Origin of the sequence: Haladaptatus salinisoli, assembly GCF_020614375.1 — an archaeon.
GTDB lineage: Archaea > Halobacteriota > Halobacteria > Halobacteriales > Haladaptataceae > Haladaptatus > Haladaptatus salinisoli.
This window is the reverse complement of record NZ_CP085330.1, coordinates 135,248-155,873: the sequence shown is the minus strand read 5'-3', so window position 1 is coordinate 155,873 and position 20,626 is coordinate 135,248. Positions and strand designations below refer to the sequence as shown.

22 protein-coding genes are annotated in these 20,626 nt (G+C 67.5%); 10 read left to right on the top strand and 12 right to left on the bottom strand.

Annotated elements, in window-relative coordinates:
* Positions 1–52: 52 nt before the first annotated feature.
* Together LIX00_RS21265 and LIX00_RS21260 are read left to right on the top strand one after the other, a co-directional pair.
* Positions 53–346 carry a hypothetical protein gene (locus LIX00_RS21265; RefSeq protein WP_227357040.1) on the top strand — a complete coding sequence of 98 codons (294 nt, stop codon included), beginning with the start codon at positions 53–55 and terminating at the stop codon, positions 344–346.
* A gap of 81 nt (positions 347–427) precedes the next feature.
* Positions 428–721 carry a hypothetical protein gene (locus tag LIX00_RS21260; RefSeq protein WP_227357039.1) on the top strand — a complete coding sequence of 98 codons (294 nt, stop codon included), beginning with the start codon at positions 428–430 and terminating at the stop codon, positions 719–721.
* Between the two features lie 24 nt (positions 722–745).
* On the opposite strand, the gene LIX00_RS21255 is transcribed toward LIX00_RS21260, so the two are convergent.
* Entirely contained in the window at positions 746–1,486 is a 741-nt protein-coding gene (locus LIX00_RS21255; RefSeq protein WP_227357038.1) for a hypothetical protein, read from the bottom strand.
* Positions 1,487–1,521: 35 nt separating this feature from the next.
* On the bottom strand, positions 1,522–3,090 hold the full coding sequence (locus LIX00_RS21250; protein WP_227357037.1) for a protein kinase domain-containing protein: 1,569 nt from the start codon (positions 3,088–3,090) through the stop codon (positions 1,522–1,524).
* Positions 3,091–3,267: 177 nt separating this feature from the next.
* Between LIX00_RS21250 and LIX00_RS21245 the strand changes: the two genes are divergently transcribed.
* From LIX00_RS21245 to dhaM, 5 genes are all read left to right on the top strand, one after another.
* Positions 3,268–3,753 (top strand): GNAT family N-acetyltransferase, encoded by a 486-nt coding sequence (locus LIX00_RS21245; RefSeq protein WP_227357036.1) that lies wholly within the window; start codon positions 3,268–3,270, stop codon positions 3,751–3,753.
* 96 nt (positions 3,754–3,849) lie between these two features.
* Positions 3,850–4,851, top strand: coding sequence for a dihydroxyacetone kinase subunit DhaK (dhaK, locus tag LIX00_RS21240; RefSeq protein WP_227357166.1), 1,002 nt, complete (start codon positions 3,850–3,852; stop codon positions 4,849–4,851).
* Positions 4,852–4,882: 31 nt separating this feature from the next.
* A complete protein-coding gene (locus LIX00_RS21235) occupies positions 4,883–5,065 on the top strand; it encodes a hypothetical protein (RefSeq protein ID WP_227357035.1) in 183 nt (60 codons plus the stop codon).
* Positions 5,066–5,465: 400 nt separating this feature from the next.
* Positions 5,466–6,185, top strand: a complete 720-nt coding sequence (gene dhaL / locus LIX00_RS21230) for a dihydroxyacetone kinase subunit DhaL (protein ID WP_227357034.1) — start codon at positions 5,466–5,468, stop codon at positions 6,183–6,185.
* Entirely contained in the window at positions 6,186–6,566 is a 381-nt protein-coding gene (gene dhaM, locus LIX00_RS21225) for a dihydroxyacetone kinase phosphoryl donor subunit DhaM (RefSeq protein ID WP_227357033.1), read from the top strand. It begins immediately after the preceding gene.
* 42 nt (positions 6,567–6,608) lie between these two features.
* Here dhaM and ptsP read toward each other — a convergent pair whose 3' ends face one another.
* From ptsP to LIX00_RS21190, 7 genes are all read right to left on the bottom strand, one after another.
* Positions 6,609–8,291 (bottom strand): phosphoenolpyruvate--protein phosphotransferase, encoded by a 1,683-nt coding sequence (gene ptsP / locus LIX00_RS21220; protein ID WP_438267115.1) that lies wholly within the window; start codon positions 8,289–8,291, stop codon positions 6,609–6,611.
* The gene (locus LIX00_RS21215; RefSeq protein WP_227357165.1) at positions 8,285–8,557 is read right to left on the bottom strand and encodes an HPr family phosphocarrier protein; all 273 of its coding nucleotides are present in this window, start codon (positions 8,555–8,557) and stop codon (positions 8,285–8,287) included. The genes ptsP and LIX00_RS21215 overlap by 7 nt, the downstream gene beginning before the upstream one ends.
* A gap of 40 nt (positions 8,558–8,597) precedes the next feature.
* Positions 8,598–8,840 (bottom strand): hypothetical protein, encoded by a 243-nt coding sequence (locus tag LIX00_RS21210; protein ID WP_227357031.1) that lies wholly within the window; start codon positions 8,838–8,840, stop codon positions 8,598–8,600.
* Positions 8,841–8,848: 8 nt separating this feature from the next.
* Positions 8,849–9,844: an MIP/aquaporin family protein gene (locus LIX00_RS21205; RefSeq protein ID WP_227357030.1), complete on the bottom strand. Its 996-nt coding sequence runs from the start codon at positions 9,842–9,844 to the stop codon at positions 8,849–8,851.
* Between the two features lies 1 nt (position 9,845).
* Positions 9,846–11,384: a glycerol kinase GlpK gene (glpK, locus tag LIX00_RS21200; RefSeq protein ID WP_227357029.1), complete on the bottom strand. Its 1,539-nt coding sequence runs from the start codon at positions 11,382–11,384 to the stop codon at positions 9,846–9,848.
* A 112-nt stretch (positions 11,385–11,496) separates the two neighbouring features.
* Positions 11,497–12,462 (bottom strand): aldo/keto reductase, encoded by a 966-nt coding sequence (locus LIX00_RS21195; protein ID WP_227357028.1) that lies wholly within the window; start codon positions 12,460–12,462, stop codon positions 11,497–11,499.
* Positions 12,463–12,708: 246 nt separating this feature from the next.
* Positions 12,709–13,674 (bottom strand): lamin tail domain-containing protein, encoded by a 966-nt coding sequence (locus LIX00_RS21190; RefSeq protein ID WP_227357164.1) that lies wholly within the window; start codon positions 13,672–13,674, stop codon positions 12,709–12,711.
* A gap of 493 nt (positions 13,675–14,167) precedes the next feature.
* Here LIX00_RS21190 and LIX00_RS21185 point away from each other — a divergent pair, with 493 nt between their 5' ends.
* Positions 14,168–14,611, top strand: a complete 444-nt coding sequence (locus LIX00_RS21185) for an SHOCT domain-containing protein (protein ID WP_227357027.1) — start codon at positions 14,168–14,170, stop codon at positions 14,609–14,611.
* A gap of 33 nt (positions 14,612–14,644) precedes the next feature.
* Here the strand turns inward: LIX00_RS21185 and LIX00_RS21180 are convergent, their stop codons facing one another.
* Positions 14,645–15,754: a flavin-containing monooxygenase gene (locus tag LIX00_RS21180; RefSeq protein ID WP_227357026.1), complete on the bottom strand. Its 1,110-nt coding sequence runs from the start codon at positions 15,752–15,754 to the stop codon at positions 14,645–14,647.
* Between the two features lie 188 nt (positions 15,755–15,942).
* Here LIX00_RS21180 and LIX00_RS21175 point away from each other — a divergent pair, with 188 nt between their 5' ends.
* Complete coding sequence (locus LIX00_RS21175) at positions 15,943–16,146, top strand: DUF4177 domain-containing protein (protein ID WP_368410780.1); 204 nt, start codon at positions 15,943–15,945, stop codon at positions 16,144–16,146.
* Between the two features lie 48 nt (positions 16,147–16,194).
* Here the strand turns inward: LIX00_RS21175 and LIX00_RS21170 are convergent, their stop codons facing one another.
* Positions 16,195–17,922, bottom strand: a complete 1,728-nt coding sequence (locus LIX00_RS21170; protein ID WP_227357025.1) for a MutS-related protein — start codon at positions 17,920–17,922, stop codon at positions 16,195–16,197.
* 135 nt (positions 17,923–18,057) lie between these two features.
* Here LIX00_RS21170 and LIX00_RS21165 point away from each other — a divergent pair, with 135 nt between their 5' ends.
* The gene (locus tag LIX00_RS21165; protein ID WP_227357024.1) at positions 18,058–19,335 is read left to right on the top strand and encodes a TIGR00341 family protein; all 1,278 of its coding nucleotides are present in this window, start codon (positions 18,058–18,060) and stop codon (positions 19,333–19,335) included.
* On the opposite strand, the gene LIX00_RS21160 is transcribed toward LIX00_RS21165, so the two are convergent.
* Entirely contained in the window at positions 19,301–20,464 is a 1,164-nt protein-coding gene (locus LIX00_RS21160; RefSeq protein ID WP_227357023.1) for a hypothetical protein, read from the bottom strand. The genes LIX00_RS21165 and LIX00_RS21160 overlap by 35 nt on opposite strands.
* Between the last annotated feature and the right edge of the window lie 162 nt (positions 20,465–20,626).

Here is a 20,626-nt window from a genome sequence, read left to right as displayed (position 1 = left end):
GAAACGAATAACCGCGAAGAGTGCGAAGATGGGACCGGTATGTCGAAACCCAGTGGTCGCTTTTGCCGGGCGCTCCGGCAGTGAAACGACTCCACAGCAGCGATTCGAACGGCTCCTCGAACTGCCACCCAGTGCGAAACTCGTCTATCGGGTCTTGGAAGATGACGCACCGTTGACGCAGCGACAGGTGCGCGAAGACGCCCTGTTACCCGCCCGAACGACGCGCGACGCGCTAACCAAACTGAAAGAGCGGGATATCGTGGAAGAACGGCTGTACGTTCCCGACGCCCGCAAGCGACTGTACGCGCCGCTCCCGGTCGCCCGGCCCGACGACGCGACGAGATAGCGTCGGGCCGACTCGTAATCCTCACCCGCGCGACGAGCGACCGCTTCATAACCGTCCGCGTCGTTCTCCTCCGCGAGAACCATGCCGACGAACGAACGCGGACGAGCGTCACCGAATCGGCACCCGCGAATCGCCCCACCGAGGCGTCGGATCGACCGAAATCGACTTCGGACGGTCGCGGAACTCCGCGCGGAACTCGATTCGCTTCGGCGACACCTCGCCGAGACCGAGGTTCGGTTGGCGTCGCTCGAACGGGAGTGTCGGCGACGCGAGCGACTGGTCAGGGCGTGTTCGATGTGCGGGCGCGTCAGCACCCGTCCCGGTCCGGACGCGGAGTGTCCCCACTGCGAGGACGGACGGCTACGCAGAATCTGAGTCGGTGACTCTCCGGAGAGCAGGTCAGCGACCGCCGGAGAGCCCACTCACGTTCTGCTGAAGTCGAATCGTCGCCGTGAGCAAGAACGCGCCGATCATCACGACGAAGACGCTCTCGATACTCTCGACGACGAGCGGGCCGAGACCGACGTGGACGCCGAGGTCGGCGAACCCGAGGAGTCCGGCGCAGACGAGCACGGGAAGCAGGTGTCGTCGGAGCGTGTCGACCGACGTTCCCCGCGTGAGCGACTCCAGTCGTTCGCCGAAGACGACGCCGTAGACCGCGAACGAGACGCTGCCGACGCCCTTGACGACCGCCACGACCGACCCGTGACCGAGGAGGAGGACGACCGACAGCTCCAGCAGGATGATACCCACGAACCCCAGTTCGATTCGCCGCAGCCGCGAGAGCGGAATCCGGCGCTCGTCCGGCGGCGGGGCGAGCGCGCTGTTGTAGTACAGTTCGCGCATGGCGAACGCGAGAAACACCGTGTAAAAGAGGAGCGCCGCGTGTCCGAGCGCGACCAACCAGCGCTCGGACGAGAGGGTCCCCGCCACGCCGAGCGCGCCGTACAGCACGCCGGCGAATCCGATGGAGACGAGATAGCGCCAGAACGGGCGCTGGGACTCCAGCCGATTCAGTTGCAGGTTCCGAAGCGCGTAGAACCCGAAGACGGCGGCGGAGACCGCGAGGAGACCGGAACCGACGAACCGAACGACCGTCGTCCCGGCGTCGGCGCCGGCCTGTGCGAGTGGGATGGTCATCTACCTGACTCGAAATGAGCGCACGATTACTTAATTTATTCGACCCGTTCGAGGTCGCGCGTCTCGATACACCGTTCGAGCGCGACCAGCAGGTCGTCCACCGTCTCGTAGCGCTCCGGTTTCCGCTTCGCCAGCGCGCGGCCGAGTAAGTCGTCCGCCGCGTCGGGAAGTTCCGGATTGCGCTCCGTCGGCGCGGGCGGATCGATCGCGGTCAACTGTCCGACGACGACGTGCGGTTCCCCCGCGAACGGCGGACGTCCGGTGAGCAGCGCGTAGAGGAGCGCCCCGAGTCCGTACACGTCCGTCGAGTGGTCGACGACGCCGAACGACTCCGGTTCGACGTGTTCCGGTGCCGCGAAGGCCGGAGGGACGGGGGGACGCTGCGCGTCCGCGGCGACGTCCGCGAACCCCCAATCGCCGACCTTCGGGACGGGCCACGTCGAACCGAACGTCGTCGAGAATCGGACCGAGGAGGGAGCCAACCCTCCGTGAATCACGCCGAGGGCGTGCGCGTGCGAGACGGCGCGCGCGATTCCGCGTGCGAACCAGAGCGACGCGTCGAACCCGGCGTCGAAGTAGTCGGCGAGCGTTCCGCCGTCGGTGAACTCCGCGGCGAACCACGGCGCGGGCGAGTCGCCGTGCGCCCGCACGGCCAGCACGTGGTCGTGCTCGTCGATGGTCGACCACCGCTCGACGGCGCGACCGAACGACGCCGGGAGCGTCCCCTCTCGGCGGTCGGAGCGCAGCGTCGAGAGCGTCGCGACGGCGTGTTGCTCGCTGGGCGTCGAGGCCCGCGCTCGGTGGACGGTCACCAGCGGCGACCTGCCGACGGCGTTCAACTTCTCGAAGTCGCCGTACTCGACCGAGAGCGGGGGCGGCGAAGCGATGTCCTCGTCCGGCGGCGGGCCGGTGCCGATCCGGCTCTGTCGGTTTTCGGCGGTCGTCCGCGCGTCGACTTCGAGCGACGATTCCGGACCGATGCGAATCGGCCCGTCGCCCCCCGTTTCGCCGACTTGCACGACGTTCGGCCCGGCGGGCAAGATGTCGGCCAACCGCGGGTCGCTCACGCTGATGACGACGGGGTCGCCGGAGAGCGTCGATTCCGAGAGCGCGTCCACGACGTGGCGAAGCGCCTCGGTCGCGTACCGGCGGACGAGTCCGTCGTCGGCGTTCCGAAGCTCAGCGAGCGAAACGATGGCCGGTTCCGCTTTCCGCGGGTACTTCGACGCGACCCCGGCGACGGCGACGACGGCGTTCTCCCGCACCAGCGGGTCACTGTCGGGAATCAAATCGATGGCGCGTTCGACGACCGGACGAGCGCTCGCGGGGTCTGCCTGCGCGACTTCGGCGAGCGCCCACGTCGCCCCGCGCCGAACCCATCGGTCGTCGTCGGCCGCCGCCTGCGCGAGGTCGGAGACGGGGACGCGCTCGGGGGTGCTCGCGGCCACCTCCGCGAGCGACCACGCGGCGCTCGCGCGGCGCTTCGGGTCGTCCGCGTCGAGCGACACGATGAGGTCTGAAACGTCGCGGGTCGAGAGGGTGCCGACCCGCTCGCGGTGCTCGCTCGCCTGCAACTCGCGTTCGGACGATTCGAACCGCTCCATATCTCGAGGGATTTCGTTTTCCTATCGAGGTTTCGATAGTTTATAAGCGTTTTGCGTCCAGCCGTCCCCTCGGAAACGGTGCTCGACGCGATACGTTCGCGGAAGCGCGCTCGAACGACAGTCGGATCTGCACCATCGACCCGCTGATAACCGTCCGTCGAGAGTGTCGAGACGGAGATGACCCGGATTCGTCCCGCGACGGGCGACGACGCGCCGAAAATCTCGCGACTCCACACCGAGTCCGTGCTCGCGTTCGGCCCGGCGGCGTACGACGAGACCCAGGTATCGGCGTGGGCGGCGAAAGACGAGGAACCCGACCGCACTCCCATCGAGGACGACGACCACCACGTCGCGGTCGCGGAGGCGGGCGAGAACATCGTCGGGTTCGGACACGTCGTTCCGGGGGAGAACGAAATCAGGGCGGTGTACGTCCACCCGGAGCACGCGCGCCGGGGCGTCGGTTCGACCGTCCTCGCCCACCTCGAAGGGTACGCCCTCGGAACGGGGTCGAAACGGCTCGAACTGCGGGCGTCGCTGAACGCGGTCGGGTTCTACGAGCGACGGGGCTATCGCTCGGTGCGGCAAGGAACGCGCGAGATGGAGTACGAGGGACGCCGCGTGACGGTTCCGGTGGTGGCGATGGAGCGGTCGTTCACCCCGTGAGATTTGGCGTCCGTCTCTAACGGAGGGCGTACCCGTGAACCCCCGCGCGGCCTAGGGGAATCCTTATGCGGTGGCGGGTGGATGGTAGCACGACACATGAAGAAACTCATCAACGAACCGTCCGACGTCGTGGACGAGATGCTGGACGGGATGGTCGCGGCGCACCCCGACGAAGTACGGCGACTCCCCGACTCGAACGTCCTCGTCCGGAACGACGCGCCCGTCGACGGGAAGGTCGCCGTCGTCAGCGGCGGGGGGAGCGGTCACGAACCGACCCACGCGGGCTACCTCGGTCCGGGGATGCTCGACGGGGCGGCGGCGGGCGAGGTGTTCACCTCGCCGACCGCCGACGAGGTGAACGAGATGATACAGGCCTGTGACGCCGGGAAGGGCGTGCTCAACGTCGTCAAGAACTACGAGGGCGACGTGATGAACTTCGAGACCGCGGCCGAACTGGCCGAGATGGAGAGCGACGTCGAAGTGGCCGAAGTGGTCGTCAACGACGACGTCGCGGTCGAGGATTCGCTGTACACCTCGGGACGACGCGGCGTCTGCGGCACCATCTTCGTCCACAAGGTCGCGGGCGCGATGGCGGACCGCGGTGAGGACTTGGACGAGGTTCAGCGCGTCGCCCAGAAGGTCATCGACAACGTCGCGACGATGGGAACCGCGCTGACCTCCTGCGTGACGCCCGAGAAGGGCGAACCGACGTTCGACCTCGGCGAGGAGGAGATCGAACTCGGCATCGGCATCCACGGCGAACCCGGCGTCGAGCGCACGGAGATGATGCCCGCCGACGAGATAACCGAGCGACTGACCGAACGGGTGCTGGACGACCTGAACCCCGAGTCGGGCGCCGAGGTCGCCACCATCGTCAACGGGATGGGCGGGACGCCGCTGATGGAGTTGTACATCGTGAACCGCAAACTCCAGTCGCTGCTCGACGAGCGCGACCTGACGACGTGGGACGCCTGGGTCGGTGACTACATGACCTCGCTCGACATGCAGGGCTGTTCCGTGACGGTCCTCGTGCTGGACGACGAGTTGAAGGAGTTGTTGTCGCACCCGGCGGACACGCCGGCCTTGAAGGTTCGGTAGTGGCGGAAGTTTCTGCGCCTCGGGCGGCGAGGTGGTCTGTAGCGACGCGAGCGCTAAACGATGGTCCGACACCCTCCTCGTGCTCGCGGGATACGTCGTCGCTTCGAACCCCGAAAGTGGACGGCCGGGAGTCACGGTTGCCCTCTCCCTCGGTGCGGTCGCGCTGTTGCTCATCACGATCCCCCTCTACGGTGAGGCCACGGTTGCCCCTTGATAGGCGATTCGACATCCTCTGCGGGCGCGCGACGCACACCGTCGGCGTGATCGAAGACGTCGATGGTGGGGGTCACGTCCGGGAACTCGGGTTGCTCTTCCACCGTCGTACCGGGAGAGGGTCTGAGTGCCGAAACGACGGTACGCGGACGAGGTTACGGAACGCGAGCGCTACGAAACGGGACGGCCGTCTCTCACGTCGAGACGCTGTCGACTGGCGAACGGCGTCTCGAGTGGCGCGATGCAGACGAACTGCGTGCCGTCGCGGAGAAGCTCCTCGACCGCCGCGAAGACGGTGAATCGCCCTCGGACACCCGTCCGACGAAAACCAACCGCCCGGGGCGAGGAACGACCGAAGGGAAAGAGTTTACCCCACCTCGTAGCGTGCTACCTGCACACAGATGGGAGCAACAGACATCGAACGGGAGGCGGTTATCGCGGCCATCGAGCGCGTCTCGGAGCGACTGACCGACGAGAAGGAGCACCTGACCGACCTCGACTCGGCCATCGGCGACGCCGACCACGGGTCGAACATGAACCGAGGGTTTCGGGCGGCCCGCGAGAAGACGGCGGAGATGGACGACGCGAGCCCCGACGAACTCGTCAAGACGGTCGGCGTGACGCTCGTCTCCGAGGTCGGCGGGGCCGCCGGACCGCTCTACGGCGGGTCGTTCATGACCGCCAGCGCGGAACTCGAAGACGGCCTCACGGCGGAGTCGACCGTGGCGTTCGCCGAGGCGTTCCTGGAGAAGGTGAAAGACCGCGGGGGCGCGGAGGTCGGCGCGAAGACGATGGTCGACGCCCTGACGCCCGCCGTCCACACCTACAAGAAGTCCGTCGAACAGGACGACCTCCCGCCGGTCGAAGCCCTGACGAAGGCGGTGGACGCCTGCGAGCGCGGCGTGGACTTCACGACGCCCATCAGGGCGACGAAGGGGCGGGCCTCGTACCTCGGCTGGCGGTCGGTCGGCCACCAGGACCCCGGCGCGACGAGCACCCTGTTCATCCTCGAAGCGATTCGGGAGACGGCGGTCGAGTACCTCGGCGACGGCGACCTCGAAGCCGACTCGACTTCGCCGAGCGTGCCCGACGAAGAACCGACCGCGGACGAGGAGGCCTGAATGGTCGGACTCGTCGTCGTCTCGCACAGCGGGCGGGCCGCCGAGGGAATCCGCGAGGTCGCCGCCGAGATGGCGGACGAGACGTCCATCGAGGCGGTGGGCGGCGACCCCGACGGCGGCATCGGAACGAGCGCCCCGGCGATTCGGGAGGCGCTCGATTCGCTCGCCGACGAGGACGGCGTCGTCGTGCTGGTCGACCTCGGGAGCGCGGTGATGAACGCCGAAATCGCCATCGAGGAGTCCGACGCGGACGCGAAAATCGCGGACGCCCCGGTTCTCGAAGGCGCGGTCAACGCGGCGGTCGCCGCGACCAGTCCGAAAGCCTCGATGGAATCGGTGGTGGAAGCGGCGGAGGAGGCGGCGGACATCTCGAAGCTGTAGCGTCGGTTCCGTCGCGGTTCCGAAACCGAATCGGAACCGACCTTACTCCTCCAGTATCGACAGCACTTCGTCCCGCGTCGTCGCCGAGAGGGCGCGCTCCGCGAGTTCTCGGGCGTTCTCGGCGTCGCACTCCGCGACCCGCGCTTTCACGTCCGGGACCGTGACCGCGCTCATGCTCAACTCGTCCAACCCGAGGCCGACCAGCAGTTCCGTCAGGTCGGGGTCGCCCGCCATCTCGCCGCACATTCCGACCCACGCGTCCCCCTCGTGACCCGCCTCGACCGTCCGACGAATCGCCCGCAGAACGGGCGGGTGAAGCGGGTCGTGGAGGTCGGCGACGCGAGCGTTCTCCCGGGAGGCGGCCATCACGTACTGCGCGAGGTCGTTGGTGCCGATGCTGAGGAACTCCGCGCGCGCCGCCAGTTCCTCCGCCACGAACGCCGACCCCGGCGTCTCTATCATCACGCCGAGTTCCGGAATCGCGCGGTCCACCCCTTCGTCAGCCAGTTCTTCGGCGACCGCTTCGACCCGCGAGAGCGCGGCGTCGAGTTCCTCCACCCGAGCGACGAGGGGGAACATCACGGAGAGTTCGTCGACCGCCGCCGCCGCCCGGAGCAGGGCGCGCAACTGCGTCTCGAACAGGTCGGCGTCGGGACCGAGCGAGCGCCGAATCCCGCGCTCGCCGAGGAAGGGGTTCGTCTCCCCCGGGGCGTCGACGTACGGTATCGGCTTGTCGCCGCCCACGTCGAGCGTTCGGACGACGACCCTGTCGCCCGGAAACGCGGACGCGGCCTCGACGTAGGCGTCGTACTGTTCGTCCTCGTCCGGCGGCGAGTCGCGGTCGAGAAAGAGGAACTCGGTTCGGAAGAGTCCGATTCCGTCGGCCCCCTGCTCGACCGCGCCGTCGAGTTCGGCGAGCGTGCCGACGTTCGCCGCGACCTCGACGGCGCGACCGTCCGTCGTCGCGACGCGGTCGCGGGTGACGGCGGTGGCGGCACCCCCGAGGCGTTCGCGGGCGGCGTCGTCGGGGTCGACGACGACGACGCCGTCGTCGCCGTCCACCAGCACCTCCCGCCCCTCGCCGACCTGCGCGAGTTCGTCGCCGACGCCGACGACCGCGGGAATCCCGAGCGATCGAGCGAAGATGGCGGCGTGCGAGGTTCGACCGCCGAAGACGGTGGCGAACCCGGCGACCGCGTCTGGGTCCAGTCGCGCCGTGTCGCTCGGCGCGAGGCGCTCCGCGAGGAGTATCGAACCCTCGGGCAGGTCGCCGAGGTCGGTGCGGTCGCCGCCGGTCAGGATTCGGAGGAGTCTATCGCGCACGTCCCTGAGGTCGTCCGCGCGCTCCGCCGTCGAACCCTCCAGTCCTTCGAGCCGAGCGATGGGGTCTTCGAACGCCTGCCGAACCGCGTGCGGGGCGGGCAGTCCGTTTTCGATGGCGGCTTCGACGCCGCCCGTAATCTCCGGGTCGTCCACGAACGCCCGGTGGGCGTCGAAGATTTCGGCTTCGTCGTCGCCGACGCGCTCGCGCGCTCGCTCGCGCTCGTCGGCCAACTGCTCGCGGGCCCGCTCGCGGGCCGCCTCGAACGCCGCCAGTTGCTCGTCGACGTCGACCGTTTTCGGGTCCGGCGGTTCGGGTAGGTCGGTCGTTCCGCGATGCCAGACGACGGTGCCGATACCGGCGCGGGGGGTCGCGCCGACCCCCGAGAGTTCGAGGGTCACGATTCGTCCTCGCCCTCCGGGGTCGTCAGCACTCGCTCAAGGGCGTCGAGTGCGGCCTCGGCGTCGTCGCCCTCCGCGACGAGACGGACTTCGTCCCCCTGTCTGGCGTCGAGGGCGGTAACCGAAAGCATACTTCGAGCGTTCACTGGCTCGTCCTCGTCCTTGGCGACCGAGAGGTCGGCGTCGAACTCGTTCGCCGCGGCGACGAATCGAGATGCCGGTCGGGCGTGGAGTCCGGCCTCCGGAACGATGGTCACGGTGCGCTCTATCTGGCTCACTGTTTTGGATTAGCGAGCGACCCGCTTCATGCTATCGCCCCCATCGTCTCAACCCCCACTGCGCCCGCGTGTATCCGAGGGCGAACAGCACCGTTCCGACCAGCATGAGCGACCCGCCGAGCACCGGCGTCCGAACCCGCGCGCTCGGGTCCGAAACGACGACGAGCGCGATACCGGCGAGGAGGACGACCAGTCCCGCGAGCGTCACCGGGTCGAGGAACACGAGTCGGAGGTAGTCGCCCAGCGAGTGCGCCGAGTCGTCAGCGTCGGTCACGGTGATTGTTAGCTCCCCCTCGTCGGACGTTCGCTGTCATCGTCCTCGTGAACGCGCGGTTCCTCGGCTCCTCCTCCTTCCCCACCGCGAACCCTCGCTTCCTCGGGTTCCGGCCCTTCGTCCTCGTGAACGCTGGGTTCCTCGGGTTCGATGTCCTCCTCTTCGAGTCGCTTGACGTACCGCCGCGTCAGGAAGTCGTACAGTCCGCCCCCGACGATACCGCCGACCGTGGTCGAGGTGGCGGGGAGCCACCAGCCCCCGCGCGGGCCGGGGAACGCTATCTCCCCCCACCCGGCGAAGTAGCCGAGGATTCGCGGGCCGAGGTCGCGGGCGGGGTTCAGCGCCGCCATGCTGACCGGGGCCTCGTACTGGACGAGCGCGGCTACGAGCAGGCCGATGAGGAACGCCGCGACGCCCGGCGTCGTCCGCGTTCCCACCGGATTCCAGTCGTCGACGAGCGCGAAGATGACGGCGACGAGGATGGCCGTGATGACCACCTCGCTGAAGAACGCCTGCGGGAACGAGACGAGGAACGCCGCCTCCTGGAGCGAGTTGAAATCCCCGACCTTCACGCCCGCGAACACGGGGTTCGGGAAGAACGTCCAGAGCGTCATGCCCGTGATGGAACTCCCCGGTTGGCCCCGAACCACGTTGTTCGCCTGACTGAACTGCCGGTAGTAGCCCGACCACGTGACGAGCAGCGTCGCGGCGGCCAGAAACGCCCCGACGATCTGCGCGACGACGTAGCCCGGGACGTGTTTCCACGGGAAATCCCGCCAGACCGCGTTCGCTATCGTCACCGCCGGGTTGATGTGTCCCTCCGAGACGCCGCCGACCCAGTAGACCGCGAACATCACGGCGAATCCCCACAGGACGGCCACGCCGAACAGGTCGAACCCGCCGGTCAGCACCGAGACGACGACCGCGCCGTCGCCCAGCAGGATGAGGATGAACGTGCCGACCAGTTCGTTGACGTACCTCGCGCCCCAGTACTCTTCGGCCATCTCATCCACCTCCCTCCCGCGCCCAGTCGAGGGAGCGCTCGACCGCGTCCTGCCAGCGGTCGTGCTTTCGGTCGGCCTCCTCGCTCCCCATCTCGGTCTCGAACTCGCGATCCACCTGCCAGTTGTCCCGCAGTTCGTCGACGGTCTCCCAGTAGCCGACCGCCAGACCGGCGGCGTACGCCGACCCGAGCGCGGTCGTCTCGTCGACGACGGGACGGACGATATCTGCGCCGAGGATGTCGGCTTGGAGTTGGCAGAGGAAGTTGTTCTTCACCGCCCCGCCGTCCACGCGGAGCGATTCGACCTCGATGCCGCTGTCGGCCTCCATCGCCTCGGCCACGTCGCGCGTCTGGTAGGCGATGGATTCGAGCGTCGCCCGCACGACGTGCTCCTTCCGCGTGCCGCGGGTCAGACCGACGACGGTTCCGCGAGCGCGCTGGTTCCAGTGGGGCGCACCGAGCCCCGTGAACGCGGGCACGACGTAGACGCCGTCCGTCGAATCGACGCTTCTGGCCATCGACTCCGTCTCCGCCGCGTCGTCGATGAACTCCATATCGACGAGCCACTCGATGGCCGCGCCCGTGATGAAGATGGCTCCCTCGAGGGCGTACTGGACCGGTTCGCCCGAGCGCTGGAACCCCACCGTCGTCAGCAGACCGTGGCTACTTTCGACCGCTTCCTCGCCCGTGTTGAGCAGGAAGAAGCTCCCGGTTCCGTAGGTGTTTTTCGCGTCGCCCTCGTCGAAGCAAGTCTGGCCGAACAGGGCGGCTTGCTGGTCGCCGAACGCCCCGGCGACCGGAATTTCAGCGCCGAGGAAACCGTCGGGATCGGTCGAACCGTAGGTCTCGTCGTCGCTCGACGGCCGCACTTCCGGAAGCATCGCCCGCGGAACGCCGAATTCCGCGCAGAGGTCGTCGTCCCACTCCATCTCGTGGATATCGAACAGCATCGTCCGGGAAGCGTTCGTCACGTCCGTGATGTGCTCGCCGGTGAGGTTGTAGACGAGCCACGAGTCGACCGTGCCGAAGAGGACTTCGCCGTCTTCCGCCCGGTCGCGCAAATCTGCGGGGCGAGCGCGCTGAGTTTTGATGGGGTCGGCGTTGTCGAGCAGCCACTCGGCCTTCGTCGCCGAGAAGTACGCGTCCGGTTCGAGCCCCGTCTTCGACCGAATCTCCTCGACCTTCCCCTCGTCCTCCAATCGCTCGATGCGGTCGGTCGTCCGGCGGTCCTGCCAGACGATGGCGTTGTGCACCGGCTTGCCGGAGTCCCTATCCCAGAGCAGGGTCGTCTCGCGCTGGTTTGTGATGCCGAGCGCCTCCAGTTGCTCGGCGTCGATCCCCGCGTCGTCGAGCGCCGCCCCGACGACCTGCTGTGTTTTCTCCCAGATTTCGAGGGGGTCGTGTTCCACCCACCCCGGTTCCGGGTAGATCTGTTCGTGCTTCTCGTAGGCGCTGGCGACGACCTGCCCCCCGTGGTCGAACAGCATGAACCGGGTACCGGTCGTCCCCTGGTCTATCGCGCCGACGTAGGTTTGTGTCATTGGTTCCCCTGTCGGTGCGCCGGTTCTCTTTCCCCACCCCGCCGCACCTCGCACCACAGACAACACGGGGAATTATTATGTTTTCCCAACCCCTCCGGCGGACGGTTCGACGTTAGTTCGCGTCCGCGATGCGGTCGAACTGGTCGCCGGAGAGTTCGATTTCGGCGGCTCCGACGTTCTCCTCCAACTGTTCGACCGTCCGCGCGCCGACGATGGGTGTGCAGGCGAAGTCCGGTTGTTGAATCAGCCACCGGAGCGCGACCTGCGCGGGCGTCGCGTCGAGTTCGTCCGCGACCGACCGAATCTCGTCCAGCACCTGCCAGCCCTCCTCGGAGACGTAGTACTCCTCGAACGAGTCCGTGAGGTCGGCGCGCGACCCCTCCGGGGAGTCCCCTTCGCGCTCGTACTTCCCGGTCAGGAAGCCGCCCGCCAGCGGCGAGTAGGGGCAGACGCCGAGGTTCTGGTCGGCGCACACGTCGAGGTAGTCCCGCACCTCCTCGCCCGCCGCCGCGTGATACATCGGCTGGGTGACCTCGAATCGCTCGAAGTCGTTCGCGTCGCTCTTCCAGAGCGCCTTGGTCAACCGCCACGCCGCCATCGAACTCGCGCCGAGGTAGTTCACCGTCCCCTCGCGGACGAGGTCGGTCAGCGTCGAGAGCGTCTCCTCGACGGGCGTCGTCTCGTCCCAGCGGTGGATGTAGTACAGGTCGATGTAATCGGTGCCGAGGCGGTCGAGCGTGCCCCGAATCTGTTTTCGGATGTGCTTGCGCGAGAGGCCGCGACCGTTCGGATTTTCGCGGTCGAAGGGGAAGTACACCTTCGAGGCGATGACGAAGTCCTCCCGGTCGTGGCCCGCCAGCCAGTCGCCGATCCACTCCTCGCTGGTGCCGTTCGGATCGCCGTAGACGTTCGCGGTGTCGATGAAGTTGATGCCGTGCTCCCACGCCGCGTCGAGCAGGTCGTGGGCCGTGCTCCTGTCGGTCTCGACGGTGCCGTTCGACTCTTTGGCGAATCGCCACGTGCCGAAACACAGTTCGGAAACTTTCGTGCCGGTGGAGCCGAGGTTTCTGTACTCCATGTGCGACTCAACCGCATCCAAGTAGGTAAACGTCCGGAAACGGGCAGTCCGCCGCGTTCGCTTCGCATCGGTCGCGGTTACGCGTCGATTCCGCGTCGGCCGGGACGACGGACGATTCGAGGGACGGACTCCGGGAGAGGGCGGACCGACTCCCGGCGCGGACGGCGAGAGCGAAGCGCACGGCGGTCCCGTCGAACTGCCGGCGCGTCCCGTTCGCTACCCGGGACGAGAAAACGACGACCCGAATTAACCCGAGTACTCCTTCCGCAGGACGACCGTCCCGTCGGCGTTCGTGACGATGATCGTATCGCCGCCGTTGTTCCAGACGGCGCTTTCCGACCCCCAGTACAGTTCCGACTCGGAGTCCGACCCGCCGCCGGTGTAGAGGGTCACCGTTTCGCCGGGCGCGAGGGTCGCTCCCGACGGAACGCGGTAGGTGCGGTCGGCCGCGTCCGAAATCGTCCACCCCGAGAGGTCGAGCTCAGAATCGCCGGTGTTTTCGAAGACGACGTACTCGCCGTTCAGGTTGTCGTGGTCGTTACCGTCGGCGTCCGCGTGAATCCGAGCGACGGCGAGTTGGCCGTTCCCGTCGCCCTCGCCACCATCACCGTTCCCGTCACCGCCGCCGCCCGGCGACGGTTGGGTCGTCCCCCGGGCGTTCCGGCACTCCCACAGACCGACGCCGTTCCGCTGCGCGGTGGACTCGGCGGAGTAGAATCGGTCGCGCTTCGTGAACTCGCTGTCGTACACCCGCGCGTACCCCTGCGAGACTAATCGGTAGTTGAACAGCTTCCCGTCGTCGCGGACGTAAATCAGCAAGCGGTCATACCTATCCCGCGGTCCTTCGTTCGCGTCGAGGGCGATGGCCACCCGCTCGCCCGCGAGTTCCGCCCGCGCGAACTCGCTCGCCTTGTGCCCCCAATCGCGGAGACAACTGGCTCCTGCGTCGTTGGTCGGAACGCCCTCGAACTCCGCCGGGTCGTTGGAGGTGTGAACCTCGGGCGTATCGACGCCGAGCAGTCGTCCGGTGTCGCTGGTTCCGTTCCGATAGCGGAACTTCACGGTGTCGCCGTCGACGATTTCGGTGATCGTGACCGTCCACCGCTCCCCGGTCGCCCCTTCGCCTTCGCTCGGCGATGTCGTCCCCGCGGTTCGCGTCGAATCGGGGCCCAGAGACGAACAGCCGGCGAGAACGACTCCCAAGACGATCATCCAGACGAAAAACGAAGACCTGAGAGACACGATATCGGCAATGGTTTCTCGAGGATTAAATCTATGCTCCGCCACGCGATACCGCAATTTCCGACGAGGAATCGCGAGCGAACGGGACGCAGCCGACGATTACGAGTCGCCGGTGCGCCGGTCTTTCCAGCCGAAGCAGGACGTCGGAATCAGCACCAACCCGGAGACGCCGTAGAGAACGTTACGCGGCAAATCGGGGCGGAGAGGCGGGAACGCGGGAAGAGAACGCAAAGCGAAGAGCGTCAGCGTCGTTGCCACGCGAAACGCGAAAAACGATCGCTTTTCGCGCGACCCACTCCCGCACCTGTACGTCCACCGCGCCCGACCACGATTGCAGCACCCTATTCGATTTCTTCGGGCGAAAAGGAACGGTCGCGCCCTCTCCGGCGAACGGTTACCGGATTCGAAACGTCCGGGTACGAAAGGTGACCGTTTATAAGCGATAGCGGTCAAACCAACGACCATGAGCGAAACGCCCCGTGAACGCCTCGCCGAGAACGCGACCGAAATCGCGTCGGTACTCGTCACGGGGTTCTGGCTCGCCGCCCTCTTCACCGGCCAGAGCTGGTGGCTCGCGGCGCTCCTCATCGGCTACGTCGTCGTGATTCCCCTCGTCGCCCTGCTGTTCGGCGACGAGGACGACCGCGAGGAGTGGTGGAACGACTGGACCGACGAGGACTGGTGGCACGGCTTCGGCGGACTCGGCGAGAAGGAGGCGACGAACGAGACGAGCGAACCGAACAACCGGGACGCCCTCGAAACGCTCAGAGACCGGTACGCGCGGGGGGAACTCACGGACGAGCAGTTCGAACGGAAGTTGGAACGCCTCCTCGAAACGGAGACCGTGGAGGACGTCGAAGACCGGTTCAGCGAGCGCGAACGCGAGCGACTTCGAGAGCGGGAGTGAGTCGGTCCATCGTCGAGGAGACGAACGCGGAACTCAGTTCGTCCGGGCCGCAAGGTGCTCGACCACGTGTTTCGCGTCCCGCCCGACGCCCGGAAGGATCTCCGACGATGCCGCGTAGAGGAAGAACAATCCGACGAAGTACAACCCCGGTTCGTCGGCGACGACGCCGCGCTCGTGTCTCGGTTCGACCGGTTCGTCCCCCCCGAAGACCGGGATGTCGATCCAGGAAAAGTCGGGGCGGAACCCCGTGCACCAGACGACGTTCGCCACCTCCACGACCCGCCCGTCTTCCGTCACGGGCAGTCCGTCCCGCACTCCGTCTATCCTCGGAATCCGATCTATCCCCGCGGCCGCTAACTCCGCGGGTTTGACCCGAACCAAGGGGCCGCCTTGGGAGAGCATTTTCGGTCGCATCCTCCGGCCGACGGGCGTGTCCGTCGTCAACACGCGATGGAAGAGAACGCGGAGGACGAACGGGACGCCGAGGTGCCGGCCGACGAACGAGTCGATGCGAAACGGAACGTGGCCGACGTCCCGACCCGAGAGCCACGTGGGGTGCTCGCGCGCGGCCTCCAAGGCGATTTCGGCCCCGGAGTTACCCGCGCCCACGACGAGAACGCCGCCCTCCTGCAGTTGAGAGGGGTTGCGGTAGTCGCCGGAGTGCAGTTGAACGACGTCCGGATCGACCGCCCGGGCGAAGTCGGGTACCGAGGGAACCTGGTGGGATCCCATGGCAACCACCACGTTCTCGGCCTCGAAGCGCCGGTCGTCCGCTCGTACCGAGAACCGTCTCCCCCGCTTCTCGAGGTGATCCACCCGAGAATTCAATCTGACCGGCGACTCGAAGCGCTCCGCGTACGCTTCGAGGTAGTCCGCGACCTCGTCTTTGGTCGGGTACGAGTGCGGGGGAGCGGGGAAGGCCATCCCCGGAAGTCCACTGTACCGGGCGGGGGTGAATAGACGCAGCGAATCCCAGCGCTTTCGCCAGGCGTCGCCGATTCGCTCGCCCGCGTCGAGGATGACGAACTCGCGCCCGCGCTCTCGCAGGTGGTAACCGGTCACCAGTCCGGCCTGACCGCCGCCGATAACGATGGTCTCGTAGCTGTCCCCCTCGCTCTCCGCCGTCGTGCGTACCGACGTCATTGTCTCGTTCCTCCGGTACCGTCATCGCTCTCCGCCCCCTCGACGGAGTTCGCGGTGACTACACTTTCCCCGACGACGCGCACATCGATATATGTCATCATATAGCATACTAGCGGACGAACATCGTCGAATCGTCTGCCGCGTCGTTCGGCGGAAAGCATATACCGATAACCGCACCGATACGAAGCATGACCGAGTGGGAGTACAAGATCGTCGACCTGTCGAGCGACGGACTGTTCAGTAACAGCGACGAACCGACCGAGGCGGACCTCAACGAACTGGGCGGACGGGGTTGGGAACTCGCCGCGTCGCTGACGGGGTCGAGCCGAAGCCTCGGCGGTCGACCGAAGAGCGAGACGAGCGCGCTGGTGTTCAAACGCCCGAAGGAGTGAGGCCGCCGAGCGGGGCTCCGTAACCCGCAACGGGTCCCCCTCGGGTCGTTAATCGACTTCCGCCCACGAGTCCAGCGTCTCCTGCACCAGCGCCTCGCCGACCGCTCGGCCGAGCACGTCGTATCCGGCGCGTTCGGCGCGGTCGTTCGAGGAGGCGATGAGCCGCGAGACGATGAACTCGGGGGTGGACTTGCCGACCGTCTCGAATCTGGGCTGGTAGTCCACGAGGAGGTCGAGGTCCTCGTTCAGCCCTTCCGCGAAGATGCCGTCCTTCCGGGCCTGAGCGGGGAGCGGATTCAGGTCGTCCGCGAGGTGGGTGACGAACACGCCGAGCGCGCCGCGGTCGACCGTCAGACCGACGAGTCCGTGGAGGAGGTTGGCGGCGCTTCCCGGCTCCGTGATGGCCTCGAACTCGTCGACGAGCATGAGGGTGCGCCCGTCGTCGGTGAGCGGCGGGACGATGCTCCGGAGCGTGGATTCGAGCACCCCGGCGTTGAAGCTGGCGTGCCTGCGGTGGAAGACGATGGCGTCGGATATCGACACCTGCGCGCGCTCCGCGGGGACGGGGAGGCCCATCTGGGCGAGCAGGGCGACCTGACAGAGCGTTTCGAGCAGGGTGGTCTTCCCGCCGCTGTTCGCCCCCGTCAGGACGGTCACGCGGTCGCCCTTCGGCGGCCCCGCGACCGCGTGGTCGCCGACGCCGTAGGTGACGGGCTGGACGTCCCCGCTCCCGGTGGCGAGAAAGAGGTTCCGCGACCCTTCGACCGCGAACCCCTGCTCGACGAACTCGGGGCGCACGAGGTCGAACTCGTCGGCGAAGCGGGCGAGCGACAGCGAAACCGCGAGGTCGCTCACCGCCGAGACGGCGGCGTCGATGGCGTCGCGGGCCTCCTCGATGCGGGTTTCGAGCTCCTCTGCCACCCGCTCCTCGCGCTCCTCGACCGCGGCGCGCTGTTCGGCGACGAGTTCGCGGAGCGACCCGCCGACGAAATCCGTGGCGTCCGTCGCCTCCCCGACCGTCGCGTCGCGGACGCGCTGCGGTTCGACGTCGGCCTCGCGGGAGACGTACTCGACGTAGCTCTCGCGGAACTCCTCCGGATTGCGCACGTCGCCGGACTGCACCGATTCGAGCACGTCGAGCGCGCCGCTTTCGAGCCGTTCGACGCCCGCAAGCGCGTCCCGAAGTCGGTCGAGTTCGTCGTCCGCGCCCTCCGCGACCCGGTCGCCGTCCAACTTGCCGAGCGCGCCGACCGCGGCGTCGAGCGCGTCGGCGTCGATGTCCGCGACGGGGGCGAACGCGCCGTCGGTCGCTCCGGTCGCCTGAAGCGCGAGGGCCGTCTCGACCGCGGTTCGTTCGTTTCCGTCGTACTCCTCGTAGGCGGCGAGGACGGATTCGCGGGTCGCGTCGTCCACGCCGCGCCACGACTCGACGGCTTCCATCACGGAGCCGAGCCGTTCGTCCGCCTCCGCGCGGGAGCGGACCGGCGTCATGACGCGAATCCGGTCGCCGGCGTCGGGGGTGACCGCGCGGTCGCTGGCGAGGTCGAGCAGCGTCTTGTAGACGGAGCGCGTGTCGCGGGTCGCCAATACCGCCATCCCCTCCCCGCCGTTGGCCTGTCGGAGGATGCGCGTCGCTCGCCCCCGCGTCAGGCCGGCGTCCGTCAGGGCGCGAACGTCGCTCGACTCGATGGCCCGTATCGCTCGTTCGACCCCTAGTTCGGCTTCGAGCAGTTCGCTCGTCTTCGGCCCGACCCCCCAGTAGTCCTCCAACCTCATACCTGTCGGCTATCGCGCACCACTCTTAACGATTCCCGTTCGCCCAAAGCGTGGCGAGAAACGAACGTCGCTCGTCGGTACGTTACCGAAAACCGCACGGAACGTTTTTCAACGGGCGGTCGGTTGTCTCCGCCCATGCGTCTTATCCAAGTTCTCGTCCCGGGGGACTGTCGGGACGAGGTGCTCTCCGTCCTCGACGACGAGCACATCGACTACGTGCTCACGCGCGAGGAAAGCGACGGGGGCGATTCCGCCGTCGTGCAGTTCCCCCTGCCGACGCAGGCCGTGGACGGCGTACTCTCCGACCTTCGAGAGGCCGGACTGGACGACAGCTACACCGTCGTCGGAAGCGTGGAGACGGCGAAGACGCCCAACATCGACGAACTCGAGAACAGGTTCGTCAAGGGGAACGACCAGGACGATAGCATCGCCACCGAGGAGATTCGAACGAAGGCTATCGGCATGAACCCGAGTCCGGTCACCTACTACACGATGACCGTCCTGTCGGCCATCGTGGCGACGGCGGGACTGCTCCTCGACTCGCCCGCCCTCGTGGTCGGGTCGATGGTCATCGCCCCGCAGGTCGGTTCGGCGATGACGACGAGCGTCGGCCTCGTGTTGAACGACAGCCACATGATACGCGACGGCCTGCGCTCGCAGGTGCTCGGTCTCGCCGTCGCCATCGTCGGCGCGACTGCGTTCGGATGGGCGCTGAAATCGGCGCAGTTCATCCCGCCGGCCCTCGACGTGGTGACGGTGAACCAGATCAGCCAGCGCATCTCGCCGGGCTTCCTCTCGCTCGTCGTCGGCCTCTGCGCGGGGGCGGCGGGCGCGCTCGGCCTCGCGACCGCCCTACCCGTCTCGCTCGTCGGCGTGATGATCGCGGCGGCGCTCATCCCCGCCGCGGCGGCGGTCGGCATCGGTCTCGCGTGGGGGTCGCCCGTCGTCTCGTTCGGCGCGTTCGTCCTGCTGGTCGTGAACGCCATCTCCATCAACGTCACCGGCGGGAGCGCGCTCTGGTCGCTCGGCTATCGCCCCGAAGGCGGACCGACGCTCCGCGAGGCCGCGCCGACGCTCGTCGCCGTCGGCGTCCTGCTCGTCTCGTTCGTGGGGGCGGGCGGGCTGATGGCCCAACAGATGCGGACGGAGAACACGGTCAACGAGGAGGTACAGAAGGTGCTCCAACAAGATCGGTATCGGGAACTCGAACTCGTCAAGGTGCAAGTCGAGTTCGACGACATGGGACTCGTGGACGACAGCCAACACGTCACCGTGCTCGTGAGTCGGCCGGCCGACGCGTCCTATCCCCAGTTGTCGCGGAATCTCGCCGAAAAGATATCGAAGCGGCTCGGCGGGCGGACGGTGGTCGAAGTGGAGTTCACGGAGCGCCAGCGGTCGGCGGCGCGAACGTGAATCCGTGCCGGTTCGCGATTCGATAGGCCGCCGTCCCCCAGATGTAATCCTCGCCGGGCCACCACGTCCGGGCGTTGTTCAACCCGCCGACGAGGACGCCCGATTCGGGATTCTCGGGGTCGGGCCGGTAGTTGACGCTCCCGCTGTCGCCGTCGACCATGTCCGACTGCGACCCCCACTTCAGCTGACCGCGCTTGCACACCTTCCCGTAGGCGCAGGTCATCCCGTCGACGGCCTGAATCGCGCCGGACGTGTGGCCGGTGTTGGGCGCGACCTTCTCCAGTTTCGCGCCGCGAGCTTTGAGTTCGGCTAGTCCCTCGCGGGTGAACTGTCCGACGACCGCCGACGGCGACGCGCCTCGAATCTCGCTGGTCGGTCGAAAGCCGTTCAGCGGGTCGATGCGAACGAAGTCGTCGAGTTGGTAGCCCCGCCGAACCTCGCCTATCTTCCGCGCGCCGCGCTCGAAGAGGAAGAACGGTTCGCCCCGGAATCGCTCCCCGTCGCCGCCGTAGACGTGGTTCGACGTGGCGAAAAACGGCGTCCCGCCGTCGTACATCGCGGGAGCCAGCGTCCCCTCGGCGTCTCGGTTGGCGCACGTGACGCCGCCCGGAACGCGCTTTCCCGCGACCGTCGCGCCCGGAAAGCGGTCGGTCGATTCGGGAGTCCCCGGTTCGACGCGGTTCACTTCGACCGGCACGTCGCCCACGGACTCCGGAACCGCCCCGCCGGCCTCGTCGTCGGTCACGTCCACTGCCACCGCGGCGTTTCGGCCGCCGAACTCGCCCGGAACGACGGCGCTTCCGACGACGCCCGAGCGGGAGCGCGGGGCGAGTCGCCGGTGGGCGTCGAACGCGGCGCGCAGATCCGCGAACCAGTCCGCCGGAACGGTCGTCGTCCGCGATTCGAGGCCGTTCGAACCGCCGTCCTGCGCGCTGACGCGTGCGTACGCGAGCGGAACTTCGTCGCGGCCCGCCGCCAGCGCGTCCTCGGGCGCGAGCAGGCCGGCCATCGAGCCGAAACCGGCCCCGGCGAGCGTCGAAACGAACCGCCGCCGCCCCATCGTCGAGAGTCGCCTGTCGATAGCCGAGCGCACCGCTGGTCGCTTTCCGATGTCGTCTTGTTCCCCCATCGTCTCGTTTCCCCGTTCCCGCCGGTCGTACGACGGGGAGCCACTTGAACGTAGACCGTCACGTTCTTCGGATGACCGGAAAAATTATCGACCCGTCTCCCGGGAGGTTTTAGGGCCGCCGAAAAATAGGAAGATTTACGTATCTTTAGGTGAGCCTAAAAC